General features: G+C 33.5%; 22 protein-coding genes. 14 read left to right on the plus strand and 8 right to left on the minus strand.

Annotated features, from left to right (window positions below; translation table 11 throughout):
• Window positions 1-33: 33 nt before the first annotated feature.
• Entirely contained in the window at window positions 34-990 is a 957-nt protein-coding gene (locus tag AC2D6V_RS02600) for an OmpA family protein (protein ID WP_484647507.1), read from the minus strand.
• A gap of 38 nt (window positions 991-1028) precedes the next feature.
• A complete protein-coding gene (locus AC2D6V_RS02605; protein WP_484646486.1) occupies window positions 1029-1790 on the minus strand; it encodes an exodeoxyribonuclease III in 762 nt (253 codons plus the stop codon).
• A 179-nt stretch (window positions 1791-1969) separates the two neighbouring features.
• Here AC2D6V_RS02605 and AC2D6V_RS02610 point away from each other — a divergent pair, with 179 nt between their 5' ends.
• Window positions 1970-5392: a hypothetical protein gene (locus AC2D6V_RS02610; RefSeq protein ID WP_484646487.1), complete on the plus strand. Its 3423-nt coding sequence runs from the start codon at window positions 1970-1972 to the stop codon at window positions 5390-5392.
• Here the strand turns inward: AC2D6V_RS02610 and AC2D6V_RS02615 are convergent.
• The 4 genes from AC2D6V_RS02615 to AC2D6V_RS02630 form a co-directional block, all read right to left on the minus strand.
• Window positions 5389-6288 (minus strand): M28 family peptidase, encoded by a 900-nt coding sequence (locus tag AC2D6V_RS02615; RefSeq protein ID WP_484646488.1) that lies wholly within the window; start codon window positions 6286-6288, stop codon window positions 5389-5391. The genes AC2D6V_RS02610 and AC2D6V_RS02615 overlap by 4 nt on opposite strands.
• 136 nt (window positions 6289-6424) lie before the next feature.
• Window positions 6425-7165, minus strand: coding sequence for a succinate dehydrogenase/fumarate reductase iron-sulfur subunit (locus tag AC2D6V_RS02620; RefSeq protein ID WP_484646489.1), 741 nt, complete (start codon window positions 7163-7165; stop codon window positions 6425-6427).
• Window positions 7166-7175: 10 nt separating this feature from the next.
• Window positions 7176-9191, minus strand: a complete 2016-nt coding sequence (locus AC2D6V_RS02625; RefSeq protein ID WP_484646490.1) for a fumarate reductase/succinate dehydrogenase flavoprotein subunit — start codon at window positions 9189-9191, stop codon at window positions 7176-7178.
• Window positions 9192-9194: 3 nt separating this feature from the next.
• A complete protein-coding gene (locus tag AC2D6V_RS02630; RefSeq protein WP_484646491.1) occupies window positions 9195-9881 on the minus strand; it encodes a succinate dehydrogenase cytochrome b subunit in 687 nt (228 codons plus the stop codon).
• A gap of 176 nt (window positions 9882-10057) precedes the next feature.
• Between AC2D6V_RS02630 and AC2D6V_RS02635 the strand changes: the two genes are divergently transcribed.
• Window positions 10058-11350: an aminopeptidase P family protein gene (locus AC2D6V_RS02635; protein ID WP_484646492.1), complete on the plus strand. Its 1293-nt coding sequence runs from the start codon at window positions 10058-10060 to the stop codon at window positions 11348-11350.
• A gap of 73 nt (window positions 11351-11423) precedes the next feature.
• On the opposite strand, the gene AC2D6V_RS02640 is transcribed toward AC2D6V_RS02635, so the two are convergent.
• The gene (locus tag AC2D6V_RS02640) at window positions 11424-12746 is read right to left on the minus strand and encodes an aspartate kinase (protein ID WP_484646493.1); all 1323 of its coding nucleotides are present in this window, start codon (window positions 12744-12746) and stop codon (window positions 11424-11426) included.
• Window positions 12747-12843: 97 nt separating this feature from the next.
• On the opposite strand from AC2D6V_RS02640, the gene AC2D6V_RS02645 reads away from it, so the two are divergent.
• The 4 genes from AC2D6V_RS02645 (at window position 12844) to AC2D6V_RS02660 (ending at window position 14896) form a co-directional block, all read left to right on the plus strand.
• Complete coding sequence (locus AC2D6V_RS02645) at window positions 12844-13500, plus strand: hypothetical protein (protein WP_484646494.1); 657 nt, start codon at window positions 12844-12846, stop codon at window positions 13498-13500.
• The gene (locus AC2D6V_RS02650) at window positions 13497-14273 is read left to right on the plus strand and encodes an alpha/beta fold hydrolase (RefSeq protein ID WP_484646495.1); all 777 of its coding nucleotides are present in this window, start codon (window positions 13497-13499) and stop codon (window positions 14271-14273) included. Before AC2D6V_RS02645 ends, AC2D6V_RS02650 begins: the two co-directional genes overlap by 4 nt.
• Window positions 14274-14334: 61 nt before the next feature.
• Window positions 14335-14601 carry a hypothetical protein gene (locus AC2D6V_RS02655; protein ID WP_484646496.1) on the plus strand — a complete coding sequence of 89 codons (267 nt, stop codon included), beginning with the start codon at window positions 14335-14337 and terminating at the stop codon, window positions 14599-14601.
• A 70-nt stretch (window positions 14602-14671) separates the two neighbouring features.
• Window positions 14672-14896, plus strand: coding sequence for a hypothetical protein (locus AC2D6V_RS02660; RefSeq protein WP_484646497.1), 225 nt, complete (start codon window positions 14672-14674; stop codon window positions 14894-14896).
• On the opposite strand, the gene thiL is transcribed toward AC2D6V_RS02660, so the two are convergent.
• Entirely contained in the window at window positions 14889-15935 is a 1047-nt protein-coding gene (thiL, locus tag AC2D6V_RS02665; RefSeq protein WP_484646498.1) for a thiamine-phosphate kinase, read from the minus strand. The genes AC2D6V_RS02660 and thiL overlap by 8 nt on opposite strands.
• A 192-nt stretch (window positions 15936-16127) precedes the next feature.
• Here thiL and AC2D6V_RS02670 point away from each other — a divergent pair, with 192 nt between their 5' ends.
• From AC2D6V_RS02670 to sufC, 8 genes are all read left to right on the plus strand, one after another.
• Window positions 16128-17594, plus strand: coding sequence for a choice-of-anchor B family protein (locus AC2D6V_RS02670; protein ID WP_484646499.1), 1467 nt, complete (start codon window positions 16128-16130; stop codon window positions 17592-17594).
• Between the two features lie 11 nt (window positions 17595-17605).
• Window positions 17606-18940 carry a hypothetical protein gene (locus AC2D6V_RS02675; RefSeq protein WP_484646500.1) on the plus strand — a complete coding sequence of 445 codons (1335 nt, stop codon included), beginning with the start codon at window positions 17606-17608 and terminating at the stop codon, window positions 18938-18940.
• Complete coding sequence (locus AC2D6V_RS02680; protein WP_484646501.1) at window positions 18933-19703, plus strand: MbnP family protein; 771 nt, start codon at window positions 18933-18935, stop codon at window positions 19701-19703. The genes AC2D6V_RS02675 and AC2D6V_RS02680 overlap by 8 nt, the downstream gene beginning before the upstream one ends.
• A 7-nt stretch (window positions 19704-19710) precedes the next feature.
• Window positions 19711-20778: a cytochrome-c peroxidase gene (locus AC2D6V_RS02685; RefSeq protein ID WP_484646502.1), complete on the plus strand. Its 1068-nt coding sequence runs from the start codon at window positions 19711-19713 to the stop codon at window positions 20776-20778.
• A gap of 138 nt (window positions 20779-20916) precedes the next feature.
• Window positions 20917-21246 carry a HesB/IscA family protein gene (locus AC2D6V_RS02690; protein ID WP_484646503.1) on the plus strand — a complete coding sequence of 110 codons (330 nt, stop codon included), beginning with the start codon at window positions 20917-20919 and terminating at the stop codon, window positions 21244-21246.
• A gap of 15 nt (window positions 21247-21261) precedes the next feature.
• Window positions 21262-22710: a Fe-S cluster assembly protein SufB gene (gene sufB / locus AC2D6V_RS02695; RefSeq protein WP_484646504.1), complete on the plus strand. Its 1449-nt coding sequence runs from the start codon at window positions 21262-21264 to the stop codon at window positions 22708-22710.
• Between the two features lie 10 nt (window positions 22711-22720).
• Window positions 22721-23137 carry a hypothetical protein gene (locus AC2D6V_RS02700; RefSeq protein WP_484646505.1) on the plus strand — a complete coding sequence of 139 codons (417 nt, stop codon included), beginning with the start codon at window positions 22721-22723 and terminating at the stop codon, window positions 23135-23137.
• Window positions 23138-23146: 9 nt separating this feature from the next.
• Complete coding sequence (sufC, locus tag AC2D6V_RS02705; protein WP_484646506.1) at window positions 23147-23899, plus strand: Fe-S cluster assembly ATPase SufC; 753 nt, start codon at window positions 23147-23149, stop codon at window positions 23897-23899.
• Window positions 23900-23901: the final 2 nt, after the last annotated feature.

Raw genomic sequence — 23901 nt, forward strand, 5'->3', positions numbered from 1 at the left:
GCTCGACCCTTGGGTAACGCCCAAAAACTTTTACTACTCGTTTAACAATTTAGAAAGCTCATCCAACTTAGGTGTTAAAACAACCTCTATTCGTCTGTTTTTGGCTTTTCCTTCCGCAGAATCGTTTGAAGCAATTGGTGCAAATTCACCTCGACCAGCTGCTGTTAGATTTTCTGGGTTAATGGTCGCATTTTCTCGTAATATATTTACAATAGCTGTAGCTCGTTTGGTCGACAGATCCCAGTTACCACTTAATTGACCCGAACCTTTGTACGGAACATTGTCTGTATGTCCTTCAATTAACACAGCAATATCTGGATTATCTCCTAACACACTGCCCAATTGCTCAACAGCTCTTCGACCTTCACTGCCTACTGACCAACTACCTGAGCTAAATAGTAATTTGTTTTCCATTGAAACATAGACTTTTCCATCGCGTTGTTCTACAGTGAGACCTTTACCTTCAAAATCGGTTAGTGCTCTAGAAATAGCATCTTTTAAAGCTGTCATTGCAGCATCTTTAGATGCAATAACATTCTCTAATTCTGCAACACGATTAGACCTATCTTCCAATTCTTTTTTAAGTTTTTCTAAGCGTGCATTTTCTGCTGCTAATGCTTGCTCTTTTGCCTCAAGTTGCGCTAATAACTCTCTGTTCTTCTTCGAGTTCTCTGCTATAGCTGCAGAACTATTAGCTTCCAATGCATCGTAAGATGATTTTAAATTATCGAAATTAGCCTTGGTTGCATTATAATCGGCTTGTAATTTATCGCGATTTGCAAGTGCTTCCTCATAAGCTGCTTGAATTTGTTTTAGTTCGTTTTCTGCTGCGTTTTTTGCGCTTAATAAGGTTTCATTTTCATTAGAAAGTTTTCTGTTTTCGTTTTTTAGATTGGCATATTTCGCCTCCAATTCTTTATATACTTTTGGAGAAACGCAAGACGCTAAAACGACAAGTGCAAATAATGTAAATACGCTTTTTTTAATCATTTTGTTCGGGTTCATTTGTTATTGTTTTATAAATACTATTAATTTTCAATTTCTACTAGAATAGGACAATGGTCGCTATGTTTTGCTTCAGTCAGTATAACGGCTCTTTTTATACTTTCTTGTAAAGGCTTAGACACCATAGCATAATCTAATCTCCAACCTTTATTATTTGCTCTGGCATTAGCACGGTAACTCCACCAACTATACTGTTGCAATTCAGGGTTTATATAACGGAAAGAATCAATAAATCCACTTTCAATAAAACTACCAATCCACTCACGTTCTACAGGTAAAAACCCAGAAACACCTTTCATTTTAGGATTGTGAATGTCCATTTCTTCATGGCAAATATTATAATCGCCACAAATTACTATCTTTGGAATGTCTGCTCTTAACTTGTTAATATAATTCTGAAACATATCCATATACTCTAATTTATGATTTAATCGCGCATCATTTGTTCCAGATGGCAAGTATAAGCTCATAACAGATACGCCATTGAAATCGGCACGTAAATTACGCCCTTCAAAATCCATAGATTCTATTCCTGTGCCGTATTCAACATGGTTAGGCTCTGTCTTACTTAAAATAGCCACGCCGCTATACCCTTTTTTTTGTGCGCTAAACCAATAATGATATTTATAGCCTGCCTCTTCAAAAAGACTCAGATCTAATTGTTCTTTTAACGCCTTAATTTCTTGTAAACATATTACGTCTGGATTGGCACCTATTAGCCAATCGACAAAACCTTTATTAATGGCTGCTCGAATACCGTTTACGTTATAGGATATAATTTTCATTAATTTTAAATTACAGTTTTAAAAGAATCCGACTTCAGTCGGGACAATACACCTTTTTAAAAAGTGAATTGATTTCAGCTAAAATAAATAATGCGTTACATTTACACTATTAAATATATCAGGAGTTTTAACGAAGCTATCAACAAAATATTTTAAACGAAATACAGTTTAAGTATCAAATGAAATTTATAGTTACTTTTTTTCTTTTTCTACTTAGTTTTTGTGTTTCCGCTCAAAGTAAAACTTCAAACTATAAAACCAAGAAAATTGCTGTAAAGGATTCGATTAAAATAGATAGTGTTAGTATTAATTCTAACTATTTTGAACTTAAAACAAAACAAGGCGCATTACTCGACACTTCATTTTATCATGTTGATTTTGTTAAGAGTATTTTAACCTTTAAAAAACCTTTAGAAACGGATTCTATAATTGTAAATTATTTAAAGTTTCCAGATTTTCTAACTAAGACTTACAAGCAATTAGACGAGAATATTATTGTTGAGAATACCGATAATCTTCAAAAGCTTTACAAACTTTCTGAATCTAATAATTCCAAAAATTTCATTCCTTTTGATGGCTTGACAACTTCTGGAAGTATCTCACGTGGTGTTACTATTGGTAATAATCAAAATTCTGTTTTAAATAGTGAGCTTGATCTTCAAATTACAGGAAAATTGAACGACAAAGTTTCTCTTCGAGCATCCATCCAAGATGCTAATATCCCATTACAAGAAAGTGGTTATTCGCAACGACTAGATGAATTTGATCAAGTATTTATAGAATTGTATAGCGACCGATGGAACATTCGTGCTGGAGACATTGATTTACAAAACTCCAATTCCTATTTTGCAGAGTTTTCAAAACGTGTTCAAGGGCTATTTGTTAATGCTAATTTAGGTAGTGAACAACAAACTAATGTATTTGCTGCCGGCGCACTAGTAAGAGGTCAATTTACTACAAGTCAATTTACAGCTCAAGAAGGAAACCAAGGCCCATATAAACTGCTAGGACCAAACGGCGAATTATTTGTGCTTATAGTATCTGGTAGTGAAACCGTTTACGTAAATGGCGTAACTGCAGAAAGAGGTGAGGACAAAGATTATATTATTGATTATAACGCTGGAGAGATTATATTTAATTCCACCTTTCCTATCACTTCCGAAATGCGTATTACGGTAGACTATCAATTTAGCGATCGCAATTACTCGCGTCTAGTAGTTTATGGTGGCGGAAATTATGAAACCGAAAATTTAAAAATTGGTGTTTCCGTATATTCTGAAAACGACTCGAAAAACCAACCTTTGCAACAAAATTTATCGGAAGAACAAGTTCAAATACTTTCGAGTGCCGGAGATGATAGAAGTTTAATGGTAGCCCCTTCTGAAGTTTTAGAGGCACTAAACGAAAACAGAATATTATACAAAAAAGAGCTAATTAATGGTGCTGAAGCTTTTGTTTTTTCCAATAACCCAGATGATGAACTTTATAGAGTAACTTTTACTCTGGTTGGCGATAATCAAGGCGACTATAACTTAAGCAGTATTAATGCCATCAATAATATCTTTGAGTATGTCGGTGTTTCGCAAGGTAATTATGCTCCTGTTGTACAACTAGTTGCTCCAACACAACTTCAAATTGCAGTTTTAAATGGTGAATACAAACCAAATAATAAAACCAAAATTCGCTTTGAAGCTTCTGGCAGTAAAAACGATCTAAATCTATTTTCTGATATTGGTGACGATGATAACGAAGGTTTTGCTGGAAAACTCAAGGTTGAGCAAGCTATTGTAAAAAACGATAGTTCGTGGACCTTAAAAGCATTTATTGATATTGATTTTATTGAGTCTAATTATAGAAATATTCAAGGATTGTATAATCCTGAATTTAATCGAGATTGGAATTTAGACCAACAGCCAAATAGTAATCAAATAGCTATTGGTTTAGGGAATCAAAAATTAATTTATTCCGGTTTACAAGCTTATCATCCAAAAAAAGGCAGTTTGACGTACCAATTTGAGCATTTGAATTTTTCTGAAGGTTTCAATGGTAATAGACATGTAGCTAGTGCTAATTTGATTCTAAACAAGTTTATATTTCGATCTAATTCTAGCTTTTTATCTGCAAAATCGAATCAAAATAATTCCACTTTTTTAAGGTCTGAAAATGTACTCTCCTACAGTTTTAAAAAATCATGGGTGGGCACAAAATTGGCTATTGAGGACAATGAACAAGAAGACGTTCCAACACAAACATTAACACCGCTTAGTCAAAAATTCAAATCTTATGAGGTTTTTACTGGTGTTGGAGATAGTACTAAAGCATTTGTTCAAGTAGGCTACAAAAACCGGGTAAATGATAGTATTCGAAATAACGAACTACAAAAAGTTAATACTTCTAACACCTTTTATTTGAATTCTAGATTGATAAAGAACAAGCAAACCAATCTTTCATTGTATGCTAACTATAGGAATTTAAAAAATGAAGATGCCAGCATAGACAATGAACAATCTGTGAATTCAAGGTTGCAGTATAATCAAAAACTCTTTAATCAAATTATCATTTGGAATACTATTTTCGAAACCAATTCTGGTACACTTCCACAACAAGATTTTACGTATGTTGAAGTTGAAGCTGGACAAGGAATCTATACTTGGATTGATTATAACAACAATGGCATACAAGAATTAGAAGAATTTGAAATAGCTCAATTTCAAGATGAAGGCAAATATATACGTGTGTTGTTACCTAATCGTGTTTTTATAAAAACACATCAAAATAGGTTAAGTCAAACTCTTACAATCAACCCAACTCAATGGTCTGGAAGTGAAAAAAGATCTCAAAAATTTTGGTCTCATTTTTATAATCAAACAAGTTATTTAATTGATAGAAAGCTGAAACGTGAAGGCACAAGTTTTAATTTGAACCCTTTTGAGAACAATCCAGAAAACCAATTGGCACTTCAATTAAATTTTAGAAATGTTCTTTTTTATAATCGCGCAAAACAACGTTACACCACCTCTTACACATATCTCTCCAATCAATCTAGAAATGTTTTATCTATTGGTTTTATTGAAAACAATTTAAAAAGTCATCAATTCAATTTTATCCATAAAATGGGTGAAAGTTGGCTTATTAGTTTAACGTCAAGTTTTGATAATAACGAAAGTATTAGTGAAAATTTTGCGAGTAGAAACTATAATTTTGATGAAACCAGTTTGAATCCAAAATTATCTTATTTGTTTAGTGATAATTCAAGGTTCGATGTATTCTATGAACAAGCAAATAAGGATAATACCATTGGGAATCTAGAATCTTTGTCCCAGCAGAAGTACGGTATTTCTTTTAATTTTTCAAAAAATGAAAAAGGTGCTATTAATGGTGAAGTTAATTATTTTTCAAATAACTTTTCTGGTAATGCAAACACTCCAGTTGCCTACCAAATGTTAGAAGGGTTGCAACCAGGAAAAAACTTTACTTGGACCTTATTAGCTCAAAAAAAACTAACTAATTTCTTAGATCTTAATCTTAGTTATTTTGGAAGAAAAACTGAATCCAGTAAAACAATTCACACAGGTTCAATACAGTTGAAAGCTTATTTTTAAAATGAAGAGTTATCTATTTTCTTGAAAATAGATATAATAAGATTAACAGCTTCGGCATAAAATTCTGGATGAATATTGTCATAATCATCTGTTGGTTCATGATAATCTTCATGATCTTCAACACCAAAATAAAGAAATGGGATTCCCGCTTTATAAAATGATGCATGGTCTGAAGAATATGTCCAATTATCTAGGCCATCGTATCCATCATGTCCTGTTATAAGTTTAACTTTTGAGCATGTTGATTTATAACTTTTTACGACACTTTTTAAATTTTCATTAAATGACGTACCAACCGCAAACAATTCTTTTTTATCACTTCTACTAATCATATCCATATTAACATTAGCAATAATTTGTCTCGATGGAACTAAAGGGTGTTTTACATAATACTTAGACCCTTGAAGTCCTAATTCTTCAGCGTCAAAAGCAGCTAATATTACTGAATGCTTAGGCGGATGCTCTTTAAAATGTTCAGCAAAACTAAATAAGGCAGATACACCAGAAGCATTATCATCGGCACCATTATAAATACGTTCGAGTTTGACACCTTCATGGTCGTAATGTGCACTAATAACAATGTACTTTTCTGGTTTTACAGTTCCCTTAATAAAGCCTAAAACATTAGTACCTTGATAATCCTTCCTATGTTGTGAGAAAGAAAATGATTGCTCAAATGTCTTTCCTAATGGCTTAACTTTTAAACTATAGAACTGATTTATAATATATTTTTTAGTCTTAATAGCGCCTTCTGTTCCCGTTCTTCTTCCTTCAAAACTATCAGATGATAATGTCTTAACATGTTGTAATAAAGATGATTTACTAAAACAACTTTGAGAAAAACTAAAATTCTCAGATAAAAAACAAACCAGGAAGAGATAATATATTTTAGACATTTATAAGTATTCTAATGAATTGCCCAAGATACATTTTTTTTAAAAACTCATTTGAATTTTGATACTGTTGTGTCATCAAAAACAAAAAGCTCATACCACAAAATGATATGAGCTTTTCAATTTATTAAATTATGTTCTAAATAGAAGCCTTCATAAGTTCTCTATTCATACGTGCAATATTATCTAAAGAAATTCCTTTAGGACATTCAACCTCGCAAGCACCAGTATTGGTACAGTTTCCAAACCCTTCTAAGTCCATCTGCGCTACCATGTTTTTAACACGGTCTGCTGCTTCAACTTGACCTTGTGGTAATAAAGCATATTGAGATACTTTAGCACCAACAAATAACATAGCACTAGAGTTTTTACAAGTCGCTACACAAGCACCACAACCAATACAAGTTGCAGCATCCATAGCTTCATCTGCTGCATGTTTTGAAATTGGGAGTGAATTAGCATCTTGAGTATTTCCTGAAGTGTTTACCGAAATGTAACCTCCAGCTTGTTGAATACGCTCAAAAGCCATTCTATCTACTACTAAATCTTTAATTACAGGAAAAGCTGCAGCTCTAAACGGCTCGATGGTTATAGTGTCTCCGTCGTTAAACATACGCATATGCAATTGACATGTTGTAATGCCTCTATCCGGACCATGCGCTTCACCATTAATATACATAGAACACATCCCGCAAATTCCTTCGCGACAATCATGATCGAAAGCTACTGGGTCTTCTCCAGAATTTACTAACTGTTCATTCAACACATCCATCATTTCAAGAAATGACATGTGTTCTGAAATATCAGTTACTTTATAATCGACCATTTGACCCTTTGTATTTGAGTCTTTTTGTCTCCAAATTTTAAGTGTTAAATTCATATTGTCAATCTTATTTGTATGAACGTTGTTTAAGTTCAATATCTTTAAATTCTAATTCTTCCTTATGTAAAACCGCATCTGCGGGTTCTCCTTTATATTCCCAAGCTGAAACAAAAGCGTAATCTTTATCATTTCGTTTTGCTTCTCCTTTTTGTGGTCCAGATTCTTCCGCAGATTCTTCTCTAAAATGTCCACCACAAGATTCTTCTCTTGTTAATGCATCTTTAGCAAATAACTCTCCTAACTCTAAGAAATCTGCAACACGACCTGCTTTTTCAAGTTCGGGGTTCATTTCGTTCGCTGATCCAGGAACAGACACTTCTTTCCAAAACTCTTCACGAATGGCTTTTATTTCAACCATCGCTTCTTTCAAACCTGTCGCATTCCTTGACATTCCACATTTATCCCACATAACTTTTCCAAGCTTTTTGTGGAAATAATCAACCGACTTCGTTCCTTTATTATTAACAAAGAAATCAATTTTGTCTTTTACTTCTTTTTCAGCTTCATCAAACTCTTTAGAGTCCGTTGGAATTTCTCCAGTTCTAATATCATCAGCTAAATAATCACCAATTGTATATGGCAATACAAAGTAACCATCTGCTAAACCTTGCATTAATGCAGAAGCTCCAAGTCTGTTTGCCCCGTGATCAGAAAAATTAGCCTCTCCTATACAATACAATCCAGGAACCGAAGTCATTAAGTTATAATCAACCCAAACACCACCCATAGTATAATGTACTGCTGGATAAATCATCATTGGGGTTTTGTATGGATTTTGATCTATAATCTTCTCATACATTTGAAAAAGGTTTCCATATTTTGCCTCAACTATGGCCTGACCTAATTCGTATATCTTCTCTTTAGAAGGATTTGAAATATTATGAATCTTTGCTTGTTCTTTTCCATAACGTTCAAAAGCTGAAGCAAAATCTAAATACACCGCTTCGCCAGTTGCATTTACGCCAAAACCAGCATCACATCGCTCTTTTGCCGCTCTAGATGCAACATCTCTAGGAACTAAATTCCCAAATGCTGGATAACGCCTTTCTAAGAAATAATCTCTTTCTTCTTCAGACAAATCGGTAGGCTTTTTACTGCCTTCACGAATTGCTTTTACATCTTCTAGATTTTTAGGCACCCAAATACGCCCGTCGTTACGTAACGATTCGGACATCAAAGTTAATTTAGACTGATAATCTCCCGAACGCGGAATACACGTAGGGTGAATTTGAGTGTAACATGGGTTTGCAAAATAAGCCCCTTTTTTATGAATTTTCCATGCCGCAGTTACATTACTACCCATAGCATTTGTAGATAAGAAATATACGTTTCCGTAACCACCCGAAGCAACCACTACGGCATGAGCAGAATGTCTTTCTATCTCTCCTGTAATTAAGTTTCTAGCAATAATACCTCTTGCTTTTCCATCAACTTTAACAACATCTAACATCTCATGACGATTAAACATTTCAATCTTACCACGTGCTATTTGACGATTCATTGCAGAATAAGCTCCTAACAATAACTGCTGTCCTGTTTGTCCTTTAGCATAAAATGTTCTAGAAACCAATACACCACCAAAAGAACGGTTATCTAATAATCCACCGTAATCACGTGCAAAAGGAACACCTTGAGCAACACATTGATCGATAATATTTGCAGACACTTCAGCTAAACGAAATACATTTGCTTCGCGCGAACGATAATCACCTCCTTTTACAGTATCATAAAACAATCTATACGTTGAATCACCATCACCTTGATAGTTCTTCGCTGCATTAATTCCACCTTGTGCTGCAATAGAATGTGCGCGTCTTGGTGAATCTTGGTAAGCAAAAGCTTTTACATTATAGCCTAACTCAGCAAGCGTTGCTGCTGCAGAACCTCCTGCCAAACCTGTACCCACAACTATAATATCTATGTGACGTTTATTTGCTGGGTTAACTAGGTTAATTTTATTTTTATAATCTGTCCACTTATCTTTAATTGGACCCTTAGGTACTTTTGAATCTAAAGTTGCCATATGCTATGATAATACGTGTTTAAGATGATGAAATAAAGCAATAATAATAAAACCTAACGGAATTAAAATAGAATATGCTTTACCTATATTTTGAAGTCTCTTTTTACGACCTGCTGTAGCTCCCATTGATTGGAATGCAGATGTAAATCCATGCGCTAAATGCAATCCTAAAAGAATGAACGAAACAACGTATGCAATTGTCCTTAAATGACTGTGAAACTTATGCGTAAGTTCTTCAAAATATCTGAAATTTTGAGTGCCCTCTATAAGTCCAGACATATCACCAGCTAAATATTTAACGTTTAATTCTGGAATCCAGAAATCAATAAAGTGTAACACGATAAAAGCTAGAATAACCAAACCACTATAAATCATATTTCTACTCATCCAAGTAGAATTAGCGCCACCATTATTTTTAGCATAACTAACGCCATTAGCCTTTTTGTTTTTGACCTCTAATACAAATCCCATAACAAAATGGAATACTACGCCAAATATTAAAACCGGTTGTAAAGCAAATTGCACTAGCGGATTTGTTCCCATAAAATGGGACAAATCGTTAAACAAATCTTCACTAAAAAGTGATGTTATATTTACTGCTAAATGAATTATTAAGAAAAACATGAGGAAGAATGCAGAAAGCGCCATGGCTACTTTTCTTCCAATCGAAGATTTAAAAAATCCGCTCATTTTTAAGAAGTTATTTTAAGATTCTTACAAAGGTAGGTTAGCGACGAGTTATAGGCAAATAACAAATGTCCTGTTTTCACTATTTAGAATGAATTTAATTAGCCAAAGTGTTTTCTCTTAAAGATTTAGAATATTAATAATCTTTTAATTAGTTTTATCACACTAAAATAGACATTATGAAATACCATTCCATAAGCAAAGACCTTTTTATAAAAAATCGTAAAAACTTTGCTTCCAACATGAAAGCAAATAGTTTGGCTGTTTTTAATTCGAACGATATATACCCTATTAGTGCAGACAGTACTATGCCTTTCGAGCAACATCGCGATATTTTATATTTAAGTGGTGTGGATCAAGAAGAAAGTATCTTGGTTTTGTTTCCTGATTGCCCAAAAGAAAAACATAAAGAAATATTATTTTTAAAAGAAACTAACGACCATATTGCGGTTTGGGAAGGCGAAAAATTAACTAAAGAAAAAGCGTTTGAAACTAGCGGTGTAAAAACAGTATATTGGTTACAGGACATGGAAAAAATCATGTTTGAAATTATGACCCAATGTGATACTGTTTATATTAACACCAATGAGCATTATCGCGCCAGCGTTGAAACAGAAACACGTGAAGACCGTTTCACTAAATGGCTTAAAAATAAATATCCGGCACATAGTGTTGCCAAAAGCAATCCTATTTTACAACGCTTGCGTTCTGTAAAAGATACTATTGAAATTGAATTAATCCAGCAAGCTTGCAATATTACCGAAAAAGGATTTCGACGTATTTTAAATTTTGTGAAACCAGAGGTTTGGGAATATAATATTGAAGCAGAATTTATGCACGAGTTTTTAAATAATCGTTCAAAAGGATTTGCTTATACGCCTATTGTTGCCTCTGGAAATAATGCCAACGTATTGCACTACATAGAAAACAACCAAAAGTGTAAATCTGGAGACTTAATTTTAATGGATGTTGGAGCAGAATACGCTAATTATTCAAGTGACATGACGCGAACTATTCCTGTTTCTGGAAGATTCTCTGAAAGACAAAAAGCAGTGTATAATGCCGTAAATAAGGTTAAAAATGAAGCCACTAAAATGCTGGTTCCAGGAACAGATTGGACAGCATATCATATTGAAGTTGGCAAACTAATGACAAGTGAATTGTTAGGTCTTGGTTTATTAGACAAAGCCGATATACAAAATGAAAACGCCGACTGGCCAGCTTATAAAAAGTACTTTATGCATGGAACTTCTCACCATATGGGGCTTGACACTCATGACTATGGTATTTTAACAGAACCCATGCAAGCTAATATGGTTTTTACTGTTGAACCAGGTATTTATATTCCAGAAGAAGGATTTGGGATTCGACTAGAAGATGATGTTGTGATTCAAGAAAAAGGAGACCCTTTTAATTTAATGCGAAACATACCAATTGAAGTAGACGAAATTGAGGAAATAATGAATAGTTGAAAAATAATCTCTCAAAATATAAAAGGGCCGTTTTAAAAAACGACCCTTTGCTAACAATACTAAATTTTGCAATTTAAAGAGTGACTAATTCAAATAAATAATCGTTTAGTTTGTTCAGCGTAGTAATTTTATCTTTTGAGTTAATTAAGAGTGAAATATTATTTCTGCTTCCACCGTAAGAAATCATTCTAATTTTTACATCTTTCAAAATTTGAAATAACTTAAAAGTACTTTCATGATTCACAATGGAATGTCCAACAAGGCAAACAATTGTTTGTCCTCTATCAACTTCTATAGTTGCAAATTCCTCTAATTCAGAAATGATTTTATCCAAATTTCTATCGTCATCAATAGTAAGTGACACAGCAACTTCCGAAGTTGTGATCATATCTATGGACGTTTCATAAACTTCAAACACCTCAAATACCTTCTTTAAGAAACCATGTGCTTGTAACATGCGCCCAGACTTAATTTTTATAGCGGTAATATTGTCTTTTGCGGCGATGGCTTTAATACCATTCTCAGATGTTTGGCTAGATATTAATGTGCCATGAGCTTCTGGAACCATCGTGTTTTTTAAACGGACAGGAATACCATCTTCCCTAACTGGTAATACGGTTTGAGGGTGTAATATTTTTGCGCCAAAATATGCAAGTTCGGCAGCCTCATCGAACGACAAGTTTGAAATAGGGTTTGTGTTTTCTACATATCTAGGATCATTATTATGCATCCCATCTATATCTGTCCAAATTTCTACTTCTTGAGCTTTTATGGCAGCGCCAACAATAGTCGCAGTATAATCACTTCCTCCTCGTTGTAAGTTTGAAATATCTCCTTTTTGATCTAAACAAATAAATCCTTGGGTTATATAAATATTTGTTTCGGGAGCAGAGGCCATTACATTTTTTAACTGCTGTTTTATATAAAAATGATCGGGTTCCTTAATACTGTTTATGCGCATAAATTCTAATGCCGGTAATAAAGCAGAACTAATTCCTTCTTGATTCAAATAAGCATTAAAAATATATGTTGAAAGCAACTCGCCCTGAGCCACAATATTATTCTCTAATTTTTTAGAATAATCATCATAAGTACATGTTACTAAAAAATTAAATATACCTGTAACGCAAACTTTCGTTTCTTCATTTAACTGCGCGTTAGAAAGCAGTACATCAATGGTCTTGAAATAAGATTCATGTAATTTGTTAATCGCATCAATGGCTTTGTTTGGTGTCTTTACCAAAATATAATTTGCAATTTCTACCAAAGCATTAGTAGTACCAGACATAGCAGATAACACCACGACTTTCTTTGTGCCATCATTTATAATGTTCTTCACATTACACATGTTTTCAACCGATCCTACAGAAGTACCTCCAAATTTTAATACTTTCATCCTACTTAATTTGATTACGAAATTATAATCCATTAACTCAATTACAGCATTTTTAAAAAAAATAGATTATTTTTACACATATTGTTAAATAGTTAACATGAAAACTGTAAGTAATTGTGTTGAAGACATATTAATCACCCAGCCTTACTTGGAAGAAGCACTTTCGAGAAACATTATAAACTTTAGTGCTTTAGCGGTTGAATTAACCGAGCCAATAAGTAAAATGCTAAAAAAGGATGTGAAACCAGGTGCGATAATGATGGCATTGAGGCGCTATAACCCACCTCCTACGTTATCGAATTCGGTTAAAATGAAAAAGGTTATTCAGAATTTAGGCGATATTACCGTGCGTTCTAACCTAACAGACTTTACAGTAAAAAATTCGGAAACAATAATAGATAATCATGCTAAGATTCTGGAAAAAATAAATTCTGAATCTAAATTATTTTATACGTTTACACGTGGCATTCATGAAAGTAATATTATTATTTCAAGTAGTTTAAAAGATTTTATTTTAGAACATTTAAGGCGTGAAACATTTTTAGCTGTTCAAGATGGCCTTACAGCGATAAGCATTAATTTACCAGAAGACAACTCGAAAATAGCAGGATTATACTATCACTTTTTTAAACGTTTAGCTTGGGAAGGTGTAGTCCTTTACGAAGTTATTTCTACCACAAACGAGTTTACTATTTTAGTTGAAGACGATTATGTAGATAAAGCCTTTGCTGCTATTAAGAAAGTGAAATCATGATTTTAGAGTACAAGGGTGTAGATATTTTTTACACCGATACTGGCCTAGGACAAGCTGTTGTATTTCTTCACGGGTTTTTAGAAAACCATTCCATTTGGAAACCATTTATTCCTGAATTAGCAAAAAATAATCGAATTATTTGCATTGATTTATTAGGTCATGGTAAAACAGGTTGCATGGGATATATCCATACTATGGAAACCATGGCAGAGGCTGTTGAAGCGGCTTTAAAACATCTGAAAATTGAAGAAGCTTTTCTAGTTGGTCATTCTATGGGTGGTTATGTTGCATTAGCTTTTGCCCAAAAATATTCGAACATAACAAAAGGTATCGCATTAGTTAATTCTACATCTAAAGCAGATAGTGCCGAAAAGAAAAAAAATAGAGATCGCGCTATAGTGGCGGTAAAACATGACTATAAAACATTTATTCGAATTGCTATTTCAAATCTTTTTAATCCGAAAAAGAAAACCAACCTAAAAAATGAAATTACAAACATTATTAATGAGGCTTTAAAAACACCTTTACAGGGAATTATTGCCGCACTTGAAGGCATGAAAATACGTGAAGGAAGAACTGGTATTCTTCAAAATTTTAAACACAAAAAAATAATGATTGCCAGTAAAGAAGATCCTGCTTTAAATTATAAATCCCTCTTGGAAGAAGCTAAAAAAACAGAGGTAGAAGTAGTAAAATTTCCAGATGGACATATGTCGTTAATCGAAAACGAAGATTTATTCCTACAAAATATTATGCATTTCATCGAAAATTAATTACTTTTAAACGATTATTTGATTTTTTTTACTATGTTTATCACGCCTTAAATCAAATATCATGGAAAAAACTACACAAAAACCTACCATTGCATCTAAAATGTACTGCAATTTTTTTGGTCATGATTATCACGTAACTAAGAAAGTAACGCAGCATGTTAAAGAATATCAATGCAGCCATTGTAAAAAGGAATTAACCACAAATAGCAACGGCAAACTAACAGAATTAACTGCAACTTTTAAGGAAATAAACGATATCTTAGAGTTTATGTATCGTAAAAAACTTATGAGAATGCGAGAAAGAATGTATGGTACAAGCGCTGCCTAATTAACATTATTGCATATTTAATAATATTTTATATATTTAACTCCCTTATAATTAGTTAATAGCATAAAATATGAAGAACATTTATTGTTCGTTTTTTGGTCATGATTTTAAAGTGACTAAACAAATTACGTATCACGTTAAAGAATTTAAGTGCGTTCAGTGTCAAGAACAATTCACTACAGATGAGTCTGGAAATTTAACGAAGCTTACCCCAAAATACCGTGAGATTAATTCAGTTCTCGAAAAAATTCATAATAAAAAACTACGCCGTAAATCTTATCAAGCCGTTAGCTAGAAAAGTTTTTCCAACCTTGTGCTTTCAATGGAATTTTAGAACCTGCCCTTGTTACTAAGTGCATTCCTGTACTTTTATCAACTATATGTCCAATTACCGTTAAACTCGGATTCGCCTTAATCTTAGGGTAGTCATCTTGAGATATAGAGAACAATAATTCGTAATCTTCACCTCCATTTAAAGCAACCGTTGTACTGTCTATATTAAATTCCTCACAAGTTGCAATTACTTGGGGATCAAGAGGAATTTTTTCTTCATACACATCACAACCTACATCGCTTTGTTTGCATATATGCAAAATTTCAGAAGATAGCCCATCACTTATATCTATCATCGAAGTTGGTTTAACATCTAAATCTTTCAGTAATTTAATAATATCTTTCCTAGCTTCTGGTTTTAATTGTCGCTCAATTATATAAGAATAAGATTCTAAATCTGGTTGACTGTTAGGGTTTACTTTATAAACTTCCTTCTCCCTTTCAAGAACTTGTAATCCCATATAGGCTGCACCCAAATCACCAGAAACAACTAATAAATCATTTGGTTTTGCACCAGTTCTATAAACCGCATCCTCACCATCTACTTCTCCAATTGCAGTAACAGAAATTAACAATCCAGTAGTTGAAGATGTCGTGTCTCCACCAATTAAATCAACATTATAGATTTTAGCAGCCGTTTGAATTCCTTCATATAAATCTTCAAGTGCTTCTATAGGAAACCTATTAGATACCGCCACAGATACAGTAACTTGAGTCGCTGTTGCATTCATTGCATACACATCGGATAAATTAACCATAATGGCTTTGTAGCCTAAATGCTTCAAAGGCATATAACTTAAATCGAAATGAACATTTTCTACTAACAAATCTGTTGTAACAACAATTTTTTTGTTTTTAAAATTTAAGACAGCTGCATCATCGCCAATTCCTTTTATTGTTGAAGATTGCTTAATTTCAAATTGCTCTGTTAAATGGGCTATAAGAGCAAACTCCCCTAATTCGCTTAATGGTGTTCGTTGTTGATTTTTATCTTCTATCATGCCGCAAAAATAAGAAGCTTCATTAGAATACCATATAAATTTTTAACATTAAAACCTTTAAGCTGTTATTTAATTCACTTATATTGGATAAGTTTGTTTAATGCAATAGAGTACAAGCTTTATTCGTTTTAAATAAAAAAGCTATATCTCCAGATATCTTATGTTTTAAAGAAAGAAAAATTACAAAAAGCCATGACCCTTACTGAACAATATTTTAAGCTACTTAAAGTCTTTACCGTTGCATGCATATTAAGTTTATGCTTTCAATCTTGTGATGATGAACCCGTTGAAATAGTGCCAATCATTGATAGTGACAGCGACGGTATTGAAGAACCTGCCGATAATTGCCCATTAATTGCAAACCCAAATCAAGAAGATATGGATAATGATGGATTAGGTGATTTGTGTGATGATGATGATGACAACGATGGCGTTTTAGATATTAACGATAACTGTCCTTTAATTGCTAATCCAAATCAAGAAGATCTAGACAACGATGGCATAGGTGATTTATGTGATGATGATTATGTAGATCCTAATACGCCACTTGCACCTTGCATTAACGGTTTTGCAGATATTTATCCATGTAATGATTATGATTTAATGTCTCGTATTCCTTTGGAAACCTTTATTGCAAGTTCTGCAAATGACTCTTGGGGATGGACAGATACAATGACAGGGAGTGAATATGCATTATTATGCTTAAACAATGGTACCGCTTTTATAGATATAACAATCCCTAACCAACCCATATACCTAGGTAAATTACCTACCGCAACTTCAAGTACTGTTTGGCGTGATGTTAAAGTTTATAACAATTATGCATTTATCGTTAGTGAAGCCACAAACCATGGTATGCAGGTATTTGACTTAACGCGTCTAAGAAACGTTGTTAATCCGCCAGAAACCTTTACTAGTGATAATCATTTTGCAGGTTTTGGGAGCGCACATAACATTGTTATTAACGAACAAAGTGGTTATGCCTATGCAGTTGGAGCTAATACTTTTAATGGCGGGCCTCATTTTATTAATATCCTAAACCCTACTTCCCCAATTGATGAAGGAGGATATTCTTTAGCTCAATATTCACATGATGCTCAAGTTATAACTTACGATGGCCCTGACACAGATTATACTGGCCGTGAAATTTATATTGGCTGTCAAGTCTACATTGGGTTATTTACGATATTAGATGTTACAGATAAAAACAATGTGATCCCAATAAGTACTATTTCTTATCCTAATCCTGCACTACCTCATCAAGGTTGGTTTACAGATGATCAAAGATATTTTATTGCAGGTGATGAAGGTGATGAAGGTAGTGGAAAAAAGACCAGAACTTTAGTTTACGATTTCGCCGATTTAGATAACCCTAGTCTTCACATGGAATATTCTGGACCCACAACAGCCATTGACCACAATGGATATGTAAAAGAAAACACGTTTTATCTTGCTAATTATAGAGCTGGTGTGAGAATGATTGATATTTCTAATTTAGAATCTAACACTATGTCAGAAATTGGTTTTTTTGATACTTACCCTGAAAACGATTTTAACGATTTTGATGGTGCTTGGAATATATATCCTTATTTCCCTAGCGGAAATATTATTATTAGCGACATTAACCGTGGTTTATTTGTTGTAAAAAAAAGTAACTAACAAAGTATTTTATGTTAAAGAGAAAAAGATATATCCTACTTTGTATCTGGGCTTTCTTTTTAGGCTGTTCTTCTGATGATTCAGGAAATAACAAAAAGGACGCTCAAGTTTCTTCAATTAAAATTTTTGGAGGTTCTAAAAATGAAAGTGCAAATAAAGCAATAAGCACTAATGATGGCGGTTATGCCGTTATTGGTTATACACAAAGTACTGATGGAGATATTGAAAACAAAACGGATGATTCTTTTGATTATTGGCTATTAAAATTTGACCTGAACAATCAACTTCAATGGAATAAAACTTATGGAGGAAGTGATAATGATAGAGGAAGTGATATTATACAAACAGAAGATAATGGTTTTGCTATAATTGGTCTTAGTTTCAGCAATGATGGAGATGTTTCTGCAAATGCTGGAATTCAAGATTTTTGGGTGACTAAGTTGGATGCAACAGGTAATATTTCTTGGGAAAAATCATTTGGCTTTTCAGGTCTAGACAGAGGCATTTCGATATTGGAAACAAATGATAATGGGTTTTTGTTACTTGGTGAGTTAGATGTAACCGCATCAGGTGGCCAAGGAAATAGTAAATTTTCAACTTCAAAAAGGCATGCGGGAGGTGACTACTGGGCTATCAAATTAGATTCTAACGGCGTTAAACAATGGAGTAAATTCTATGGTGGTACATTTACCGACACGCCTAATGATGTCATCCAAACCACCGACAACGGTTATTTAATTATTGGTTCGTCTGATAGCAATGATGTTGACATTAGTGACAACAAAGGTTCTTATGATATGTGGATCATTAAAATTTCGGAAACTGGGATTCTTCTTTGGGAAAAATCTTTTGGTGGTTCAGAAATTGATGAAGCCCATAGTATAACAAGTACTAACGATGGAAATTATTTAATCGCTGGCAATACTAGAAGTAGCGACAACGACGTTTCTTTTAACAACGGTGCTGCCGATTTATGGATCATTAAAATTACCAATACAGGTGACAAAATATGGGATAAAACTTTAGGTGGAAACAACTTTGACTCCGGAAGTGCTGTTTCAAAAACACAAGATGGCGGTTTTATTTTAAGCGGTAATTCAAGAAGTTCAAATGGAGATCTTATAGAAAACAAAGGTCAGAATGATGCCTGGGTTATCAAAATAGATGCAAACGCTAACATAGAATGGCAAAAAACAATTGGTGGAACTGAAATCGATTTTGCTAACGATGTCACCCAATTAAATGACGGCACTTATGTTGTAGTTGGAGAAACTAGTAGTTCCAATGAAGATATTACAGAAAATAAAGGTTTTTCAGACCTACTAATTATCACAATAAATGAATAAAGTAGCTCCAATATTTCTGTTTGTTTTTATTACGCTTATTTCATGCCATACAGACAATGATGACAATGTATCAAAGGCAAACATTAGGTTCAATTTAACTCATAATTGGGATGGCATTCCTGTTTCTAATTTAGATTTTAACGACCTTAAGTTCATTAATGCGAATGGTGAAATGTTGAGCATAGAACGCTTACGTTATTTAGTTTCAGACATTACATTAACTAACTCCGTAGGGGAGTCTTTAACTATTGACGCGTATAATTTGGTTGATGTAACAAATAACGAAAATTTAGAATTTTCACCAGAAGTATTAATCCCAACTAACACATACACCAATGTTTCATTCACTTTCGGCTTTACCAATGAAAAAAATATTGATGCTGCATACCAAGATTTAAATTCTGCCTCTTGGTTCGTTCCTGCTATGCTGGGTGGCGGTTATCATTATATGCAATTTGATGGGAAATTTTTAAACAGTTCTAACATCGAACAAGGATTTAATTATCATACCATTAGAGCAGTGGATAATTCTGGAGCAACCCCAACATTCCCTCAAGATACTTTTATAATCGTTAATTTAGGCGCAACCACTATTACCAGCAATACAGTATTTAATATTGAAATGAATATTGCCGAATGGTTTAAAAACCCCAACACCTGGGATTTAAATGTATTCAGCCAATCGCTGATGCCAAATTCTCCCGCGCAAATTATGATGTTTGAAAACGGTCAAAATGTATTTAGTTTAAAATCAATAGAATAATCAAAACTTGAAACGTTGGACATTACATATCTTAATTCTTGTTATTTTCATTATAACATCTTGTTCTAATGAAAGTGTGGAAGTCTATATCGCTACTCCAAGTTCACTAAATATTCCACAGCTTTTTGAAAACAAAATTCTAAACCCCGTTATTCCAATAGATAACCCTCAAACAGTTGAAGGCATCGCATTAGGTAAAAAATTATTTTTTGACCCTATTTTATCTGCAGATAATTCCCAAGCATGTGCCGATTGTCATGCTCCAGAAAATGCCTTCTCAGATTCCGATAGGTTTAGTGATGGCATTGATGGAAGTTTAGGAAACCGCAACTCCATGCCTCTATTCAACTTGGCTTGGAATTATGATGAAAAGTTTTTCTGGGATGGCAACACATTTAGTCTAGAACATCAGGCTTTTATTCCTGTCACAGACCCAACTGAAATGGCAAGTAATTGGGCTCGGGTAGAAGAAAAATTACAACAGCATTCAGAATACCCAAATCTTTTTAATAAAGCTTTTGGCTCTTCAACTATAGACTCTACTTTGGTAACAAAAGCCATCGCCCAGTTTGAACGTACTTTAATTTCATCAAATTCAAAATTCGATCAATTTCTTTTAGGTAAAGTTTCACTCACCCCAGAAGAACAAGAAGGCTTTAATGTTTTTATGGATGAAAACAGAGGTGACTGCTTTCATTGCCATGGTAGTGAAAATAACCCCCTATGGACAGATAATATTTTTCATAACAATGGCTTAGATGACACATTTATCGATTTAGGCTTAGGCGCTGTTACTGGAGACCCTGCAGATAATGGAAAATTCAAATCCCCTTCCCTCAGGAATCTAGCATTTACTGCGCCTTATATGCATGATGGACGATTTAATACACTCGAAGAAGTTATAAATCATTATAGCGAAGGTTTGCAAAACTCCTCTACAATAGATCCTTTAATGAAGAAAGTTGCTGAAGGTGGTGTTCAACTTTCAGCACAAGACAAAGCAGCTTTAAAAATATTTCTATTATCACTTTCTGATTATGAATTTATCAATAATTCTGACTTTAACAATCAATAACAAAAAACTATAAAACCATATATTAATATAATGTTAGGTTATATGGAAATCGATGACTTATATTGTATATTTGCTCTCTATTTAGAAACTGTCTTAATAAAATATTATTAATTCATTCCTAAATATAATTCAATAAATATGATAAAAGTTTCTGAAACAGCTAAGAAGAAAGTCATCGAATTAATGACTGATGATGGCTATAATCCTACTACAGATTATGTTCGCGTAGGAGTGAAAAGCGGTGGTTGTTCTGGGTTGTCTTACGATTTAAAGTTTGATAAAGAAAATCAAGAAGAAGATAAAGTATTTGTTGATAATGATATTAAAATCATTGTAGACAAAAAAAGCTTTTTATACCTAATAGGTACTACTTTAGAATATTCAGGGGGGTTGAACGGAACAGGTTTCGTGTTTAACAATCCTAACGCCAACCGCACTTGTGGTTGTGGCGAATCATTTTCATTATAAATTTAAGAAAGCAATATGTCGAAGTATACAGAAGATGACCTTCGCGAGGAGTTAAAAACCAAAGAATACGAATATGGTTTTTACACCGATATAGAATCGGATACCTTTCCCAATGGATTAAATGAAGACATTGTGCGAGCCATTTCTAAAAAGAAAGAAGAGCCCCAATGGATGACCGATTGGCGATTAGAAGCATTTCGTGCTTGGGAAGACATGATTGAACCAGAATGGGCAAACGTACATTATAAAAAGCCAGATTTTCAAGGTATTTCTTATTATTCGGCGCCAAATAGCAAACCAAAATATGACAGTCTAGACGAAGTTGACCCTGAATTATTAGCAACTTTCGAGAAATTAGGAATTTCTCTCGATGAACAAAAAAAACTATCAGGTGTTGCTATGGATGTCGTTATAGATTCGGTTTCAGTAGCAACTACATTCAAGAAAACTTTAGGGGAGAAAGGCATCATTTTCATGAGTATTTCTGAAGCTATAAAGGAGCACCCAGAATTAGTTAAAAAATATTTAGGAACTGTTGTCCCACAAAAAGACAATTTTTATGCAGCTCTAAATTCTGCTGTATTTAGTGATGGTTCATTCTGTTATATTCCAAAAGGTGTGCGTTGCCCAATGGAGCTATCAACTTATTTTAGAATTAACCAAGCAGGAACTGGTCAATTTGAAAGAACACTTGTAATTGCAGACGAAGGTAGTTATGTTAGTTATCTTGAAGGTTGTACAGCTCCAAGTAGAGATGAAAATCAATTACATGCTGCAGTTGTAGAGTTAATTGCTTTAGATGATGCTGAAATTAAATATTCAACCGTTCAAAACTGGTATCCTGGAAATGCAGAAGGTAAAGGTGGCGTTTACAACTTTGTAACTAAAAGAGGATTGTGCGAGAAAAACGCCAAAATCTCATGGACTCAGGTAGAAACAGGGTCTGCTATCACTTGGAAATACCCTTCATGTATATTAAAAGGAGATAATTCTGTTGGTGAGTTTTACTCTATTGCTGTTACAAATAATTATCAGCAAGCAGATACTGGAACTAAAATGATTCACCTTGGAAAGAACACAAAATCTACTATAATTTCTAAAGGAATTTCTGCTGGTAAATCGCAAAATAGCTATCGAGGCTTAGTTCAAATTAGCTCTCGAGCAGAGAATGCACGTAACTTTTCACAATGTGATAGTTTATTAATGGGTAATGAATGTGGTGCACATACTTTTCCTTATATAGAAGCAAAAAACAAAACAGCAAAAATAGAACACGAAGCAACAACAAGTAAAATTGGAGAAGACCAAATTTTCTATTGCAATCAACGTGGTATAGACACAGAGAAAGCAATTGCACTTATTGTTAATGGCTTTAGCAAAGAAGTATTAAATAAATTACCAATGGAGTTTGCTGTTGAAGCTCAAAAATTATTAGAAATAAGTTTAGAAGGATCCGTAGGTTAAAATTATAAAAATGAAAAAAGTAATCACAATTTTTTTATGCATAACAGTATTTGTTAGTTGTAAAAAAGAGACCAAATCTGAAAAGAAGGAAGAAATCATTTCGGCTGATTATCCAGAAAAAACAGCAAAGCAAAGTGATGGATTAACATTATTAAAAGGTGATTTTGTTTATTATGATGGTGCTGCTGTATTACAAACACATGCCGATATTTATGGCGTTTTTGTAAATGATAAAATGTTGGAATTAAACACATATGCTGAGGCTTTTAAAAAAGCACCAACCGATATGGTACAGGTTGAAATAAGAGGAAAGATTACCAATAAAAAGGATGATAAAATTCTTTGGGAACGTAAAATAGAAATTGTTGAAATTTTAAATGTTTCAGCACCTAAAGAAGATAACGACGTTGTAAAACTAGGAAGCTAAGAAAATAATATGTTAAAAATAAATAATTTACACGCAAGTGTTGAAGACAAAGCCATTTTAAGAGGTGTTAATTTAGAAGTAAAAGCAGGAGAAGTTCATGCTATTATGGGGCCTAACGGTTCTGGAAAAAGTACTTTGGCTTCTGTTATTACTGGGAAAGAAGAATACGAGGTAACTAAGGGTAATGTTGAATTTGATGGCGAAGATATCGACGAACTAGCCGCCGAAGAACGCGCTCATAAAGGTGTATTTTTATCATTCCAATATCCTGTTGAAATTCCAGGTGTTTCGGTAACAAATTTCATTAAAACTGCTATTAACGCTAATCGAAAAGCTAAAGGCTTAGACGATATGCCCGCAAAGGAAATGTTGAAATTAATCCGTGATAAAGCCGATCTATTAGAAATCGATCGAAAATTCTTATCACGTTCACTTAACGAAGGGTTTTCTGGTGGAGAAAAAAAGAGAAATGAGATTTTCCAGATGGCTATGTTAGAACCTAAATTGGCAATTCTTGATGAAACCGACTCGGGTTTAGATATTGATGCCTTAAGAATTGTTGCAAATGGTGTAAATAAACTAAAAAATAAAGACAATGCAGTGGTTGTTATAACGCATTATCAACGTTTACTAGACCATATAGTTCCAGATTATGTTCATGTATTGCACAATGGTAAAATTGTAAAATCGGGGACAAAAGAATTGGCACACGAATTAGAAGAAAAAGGATACGACTGGATTAAAGAAGAGGTGAACGCTTAAAA

The organism is Algibacter sp. YIN40 (genome assembly GCF_057219435.1).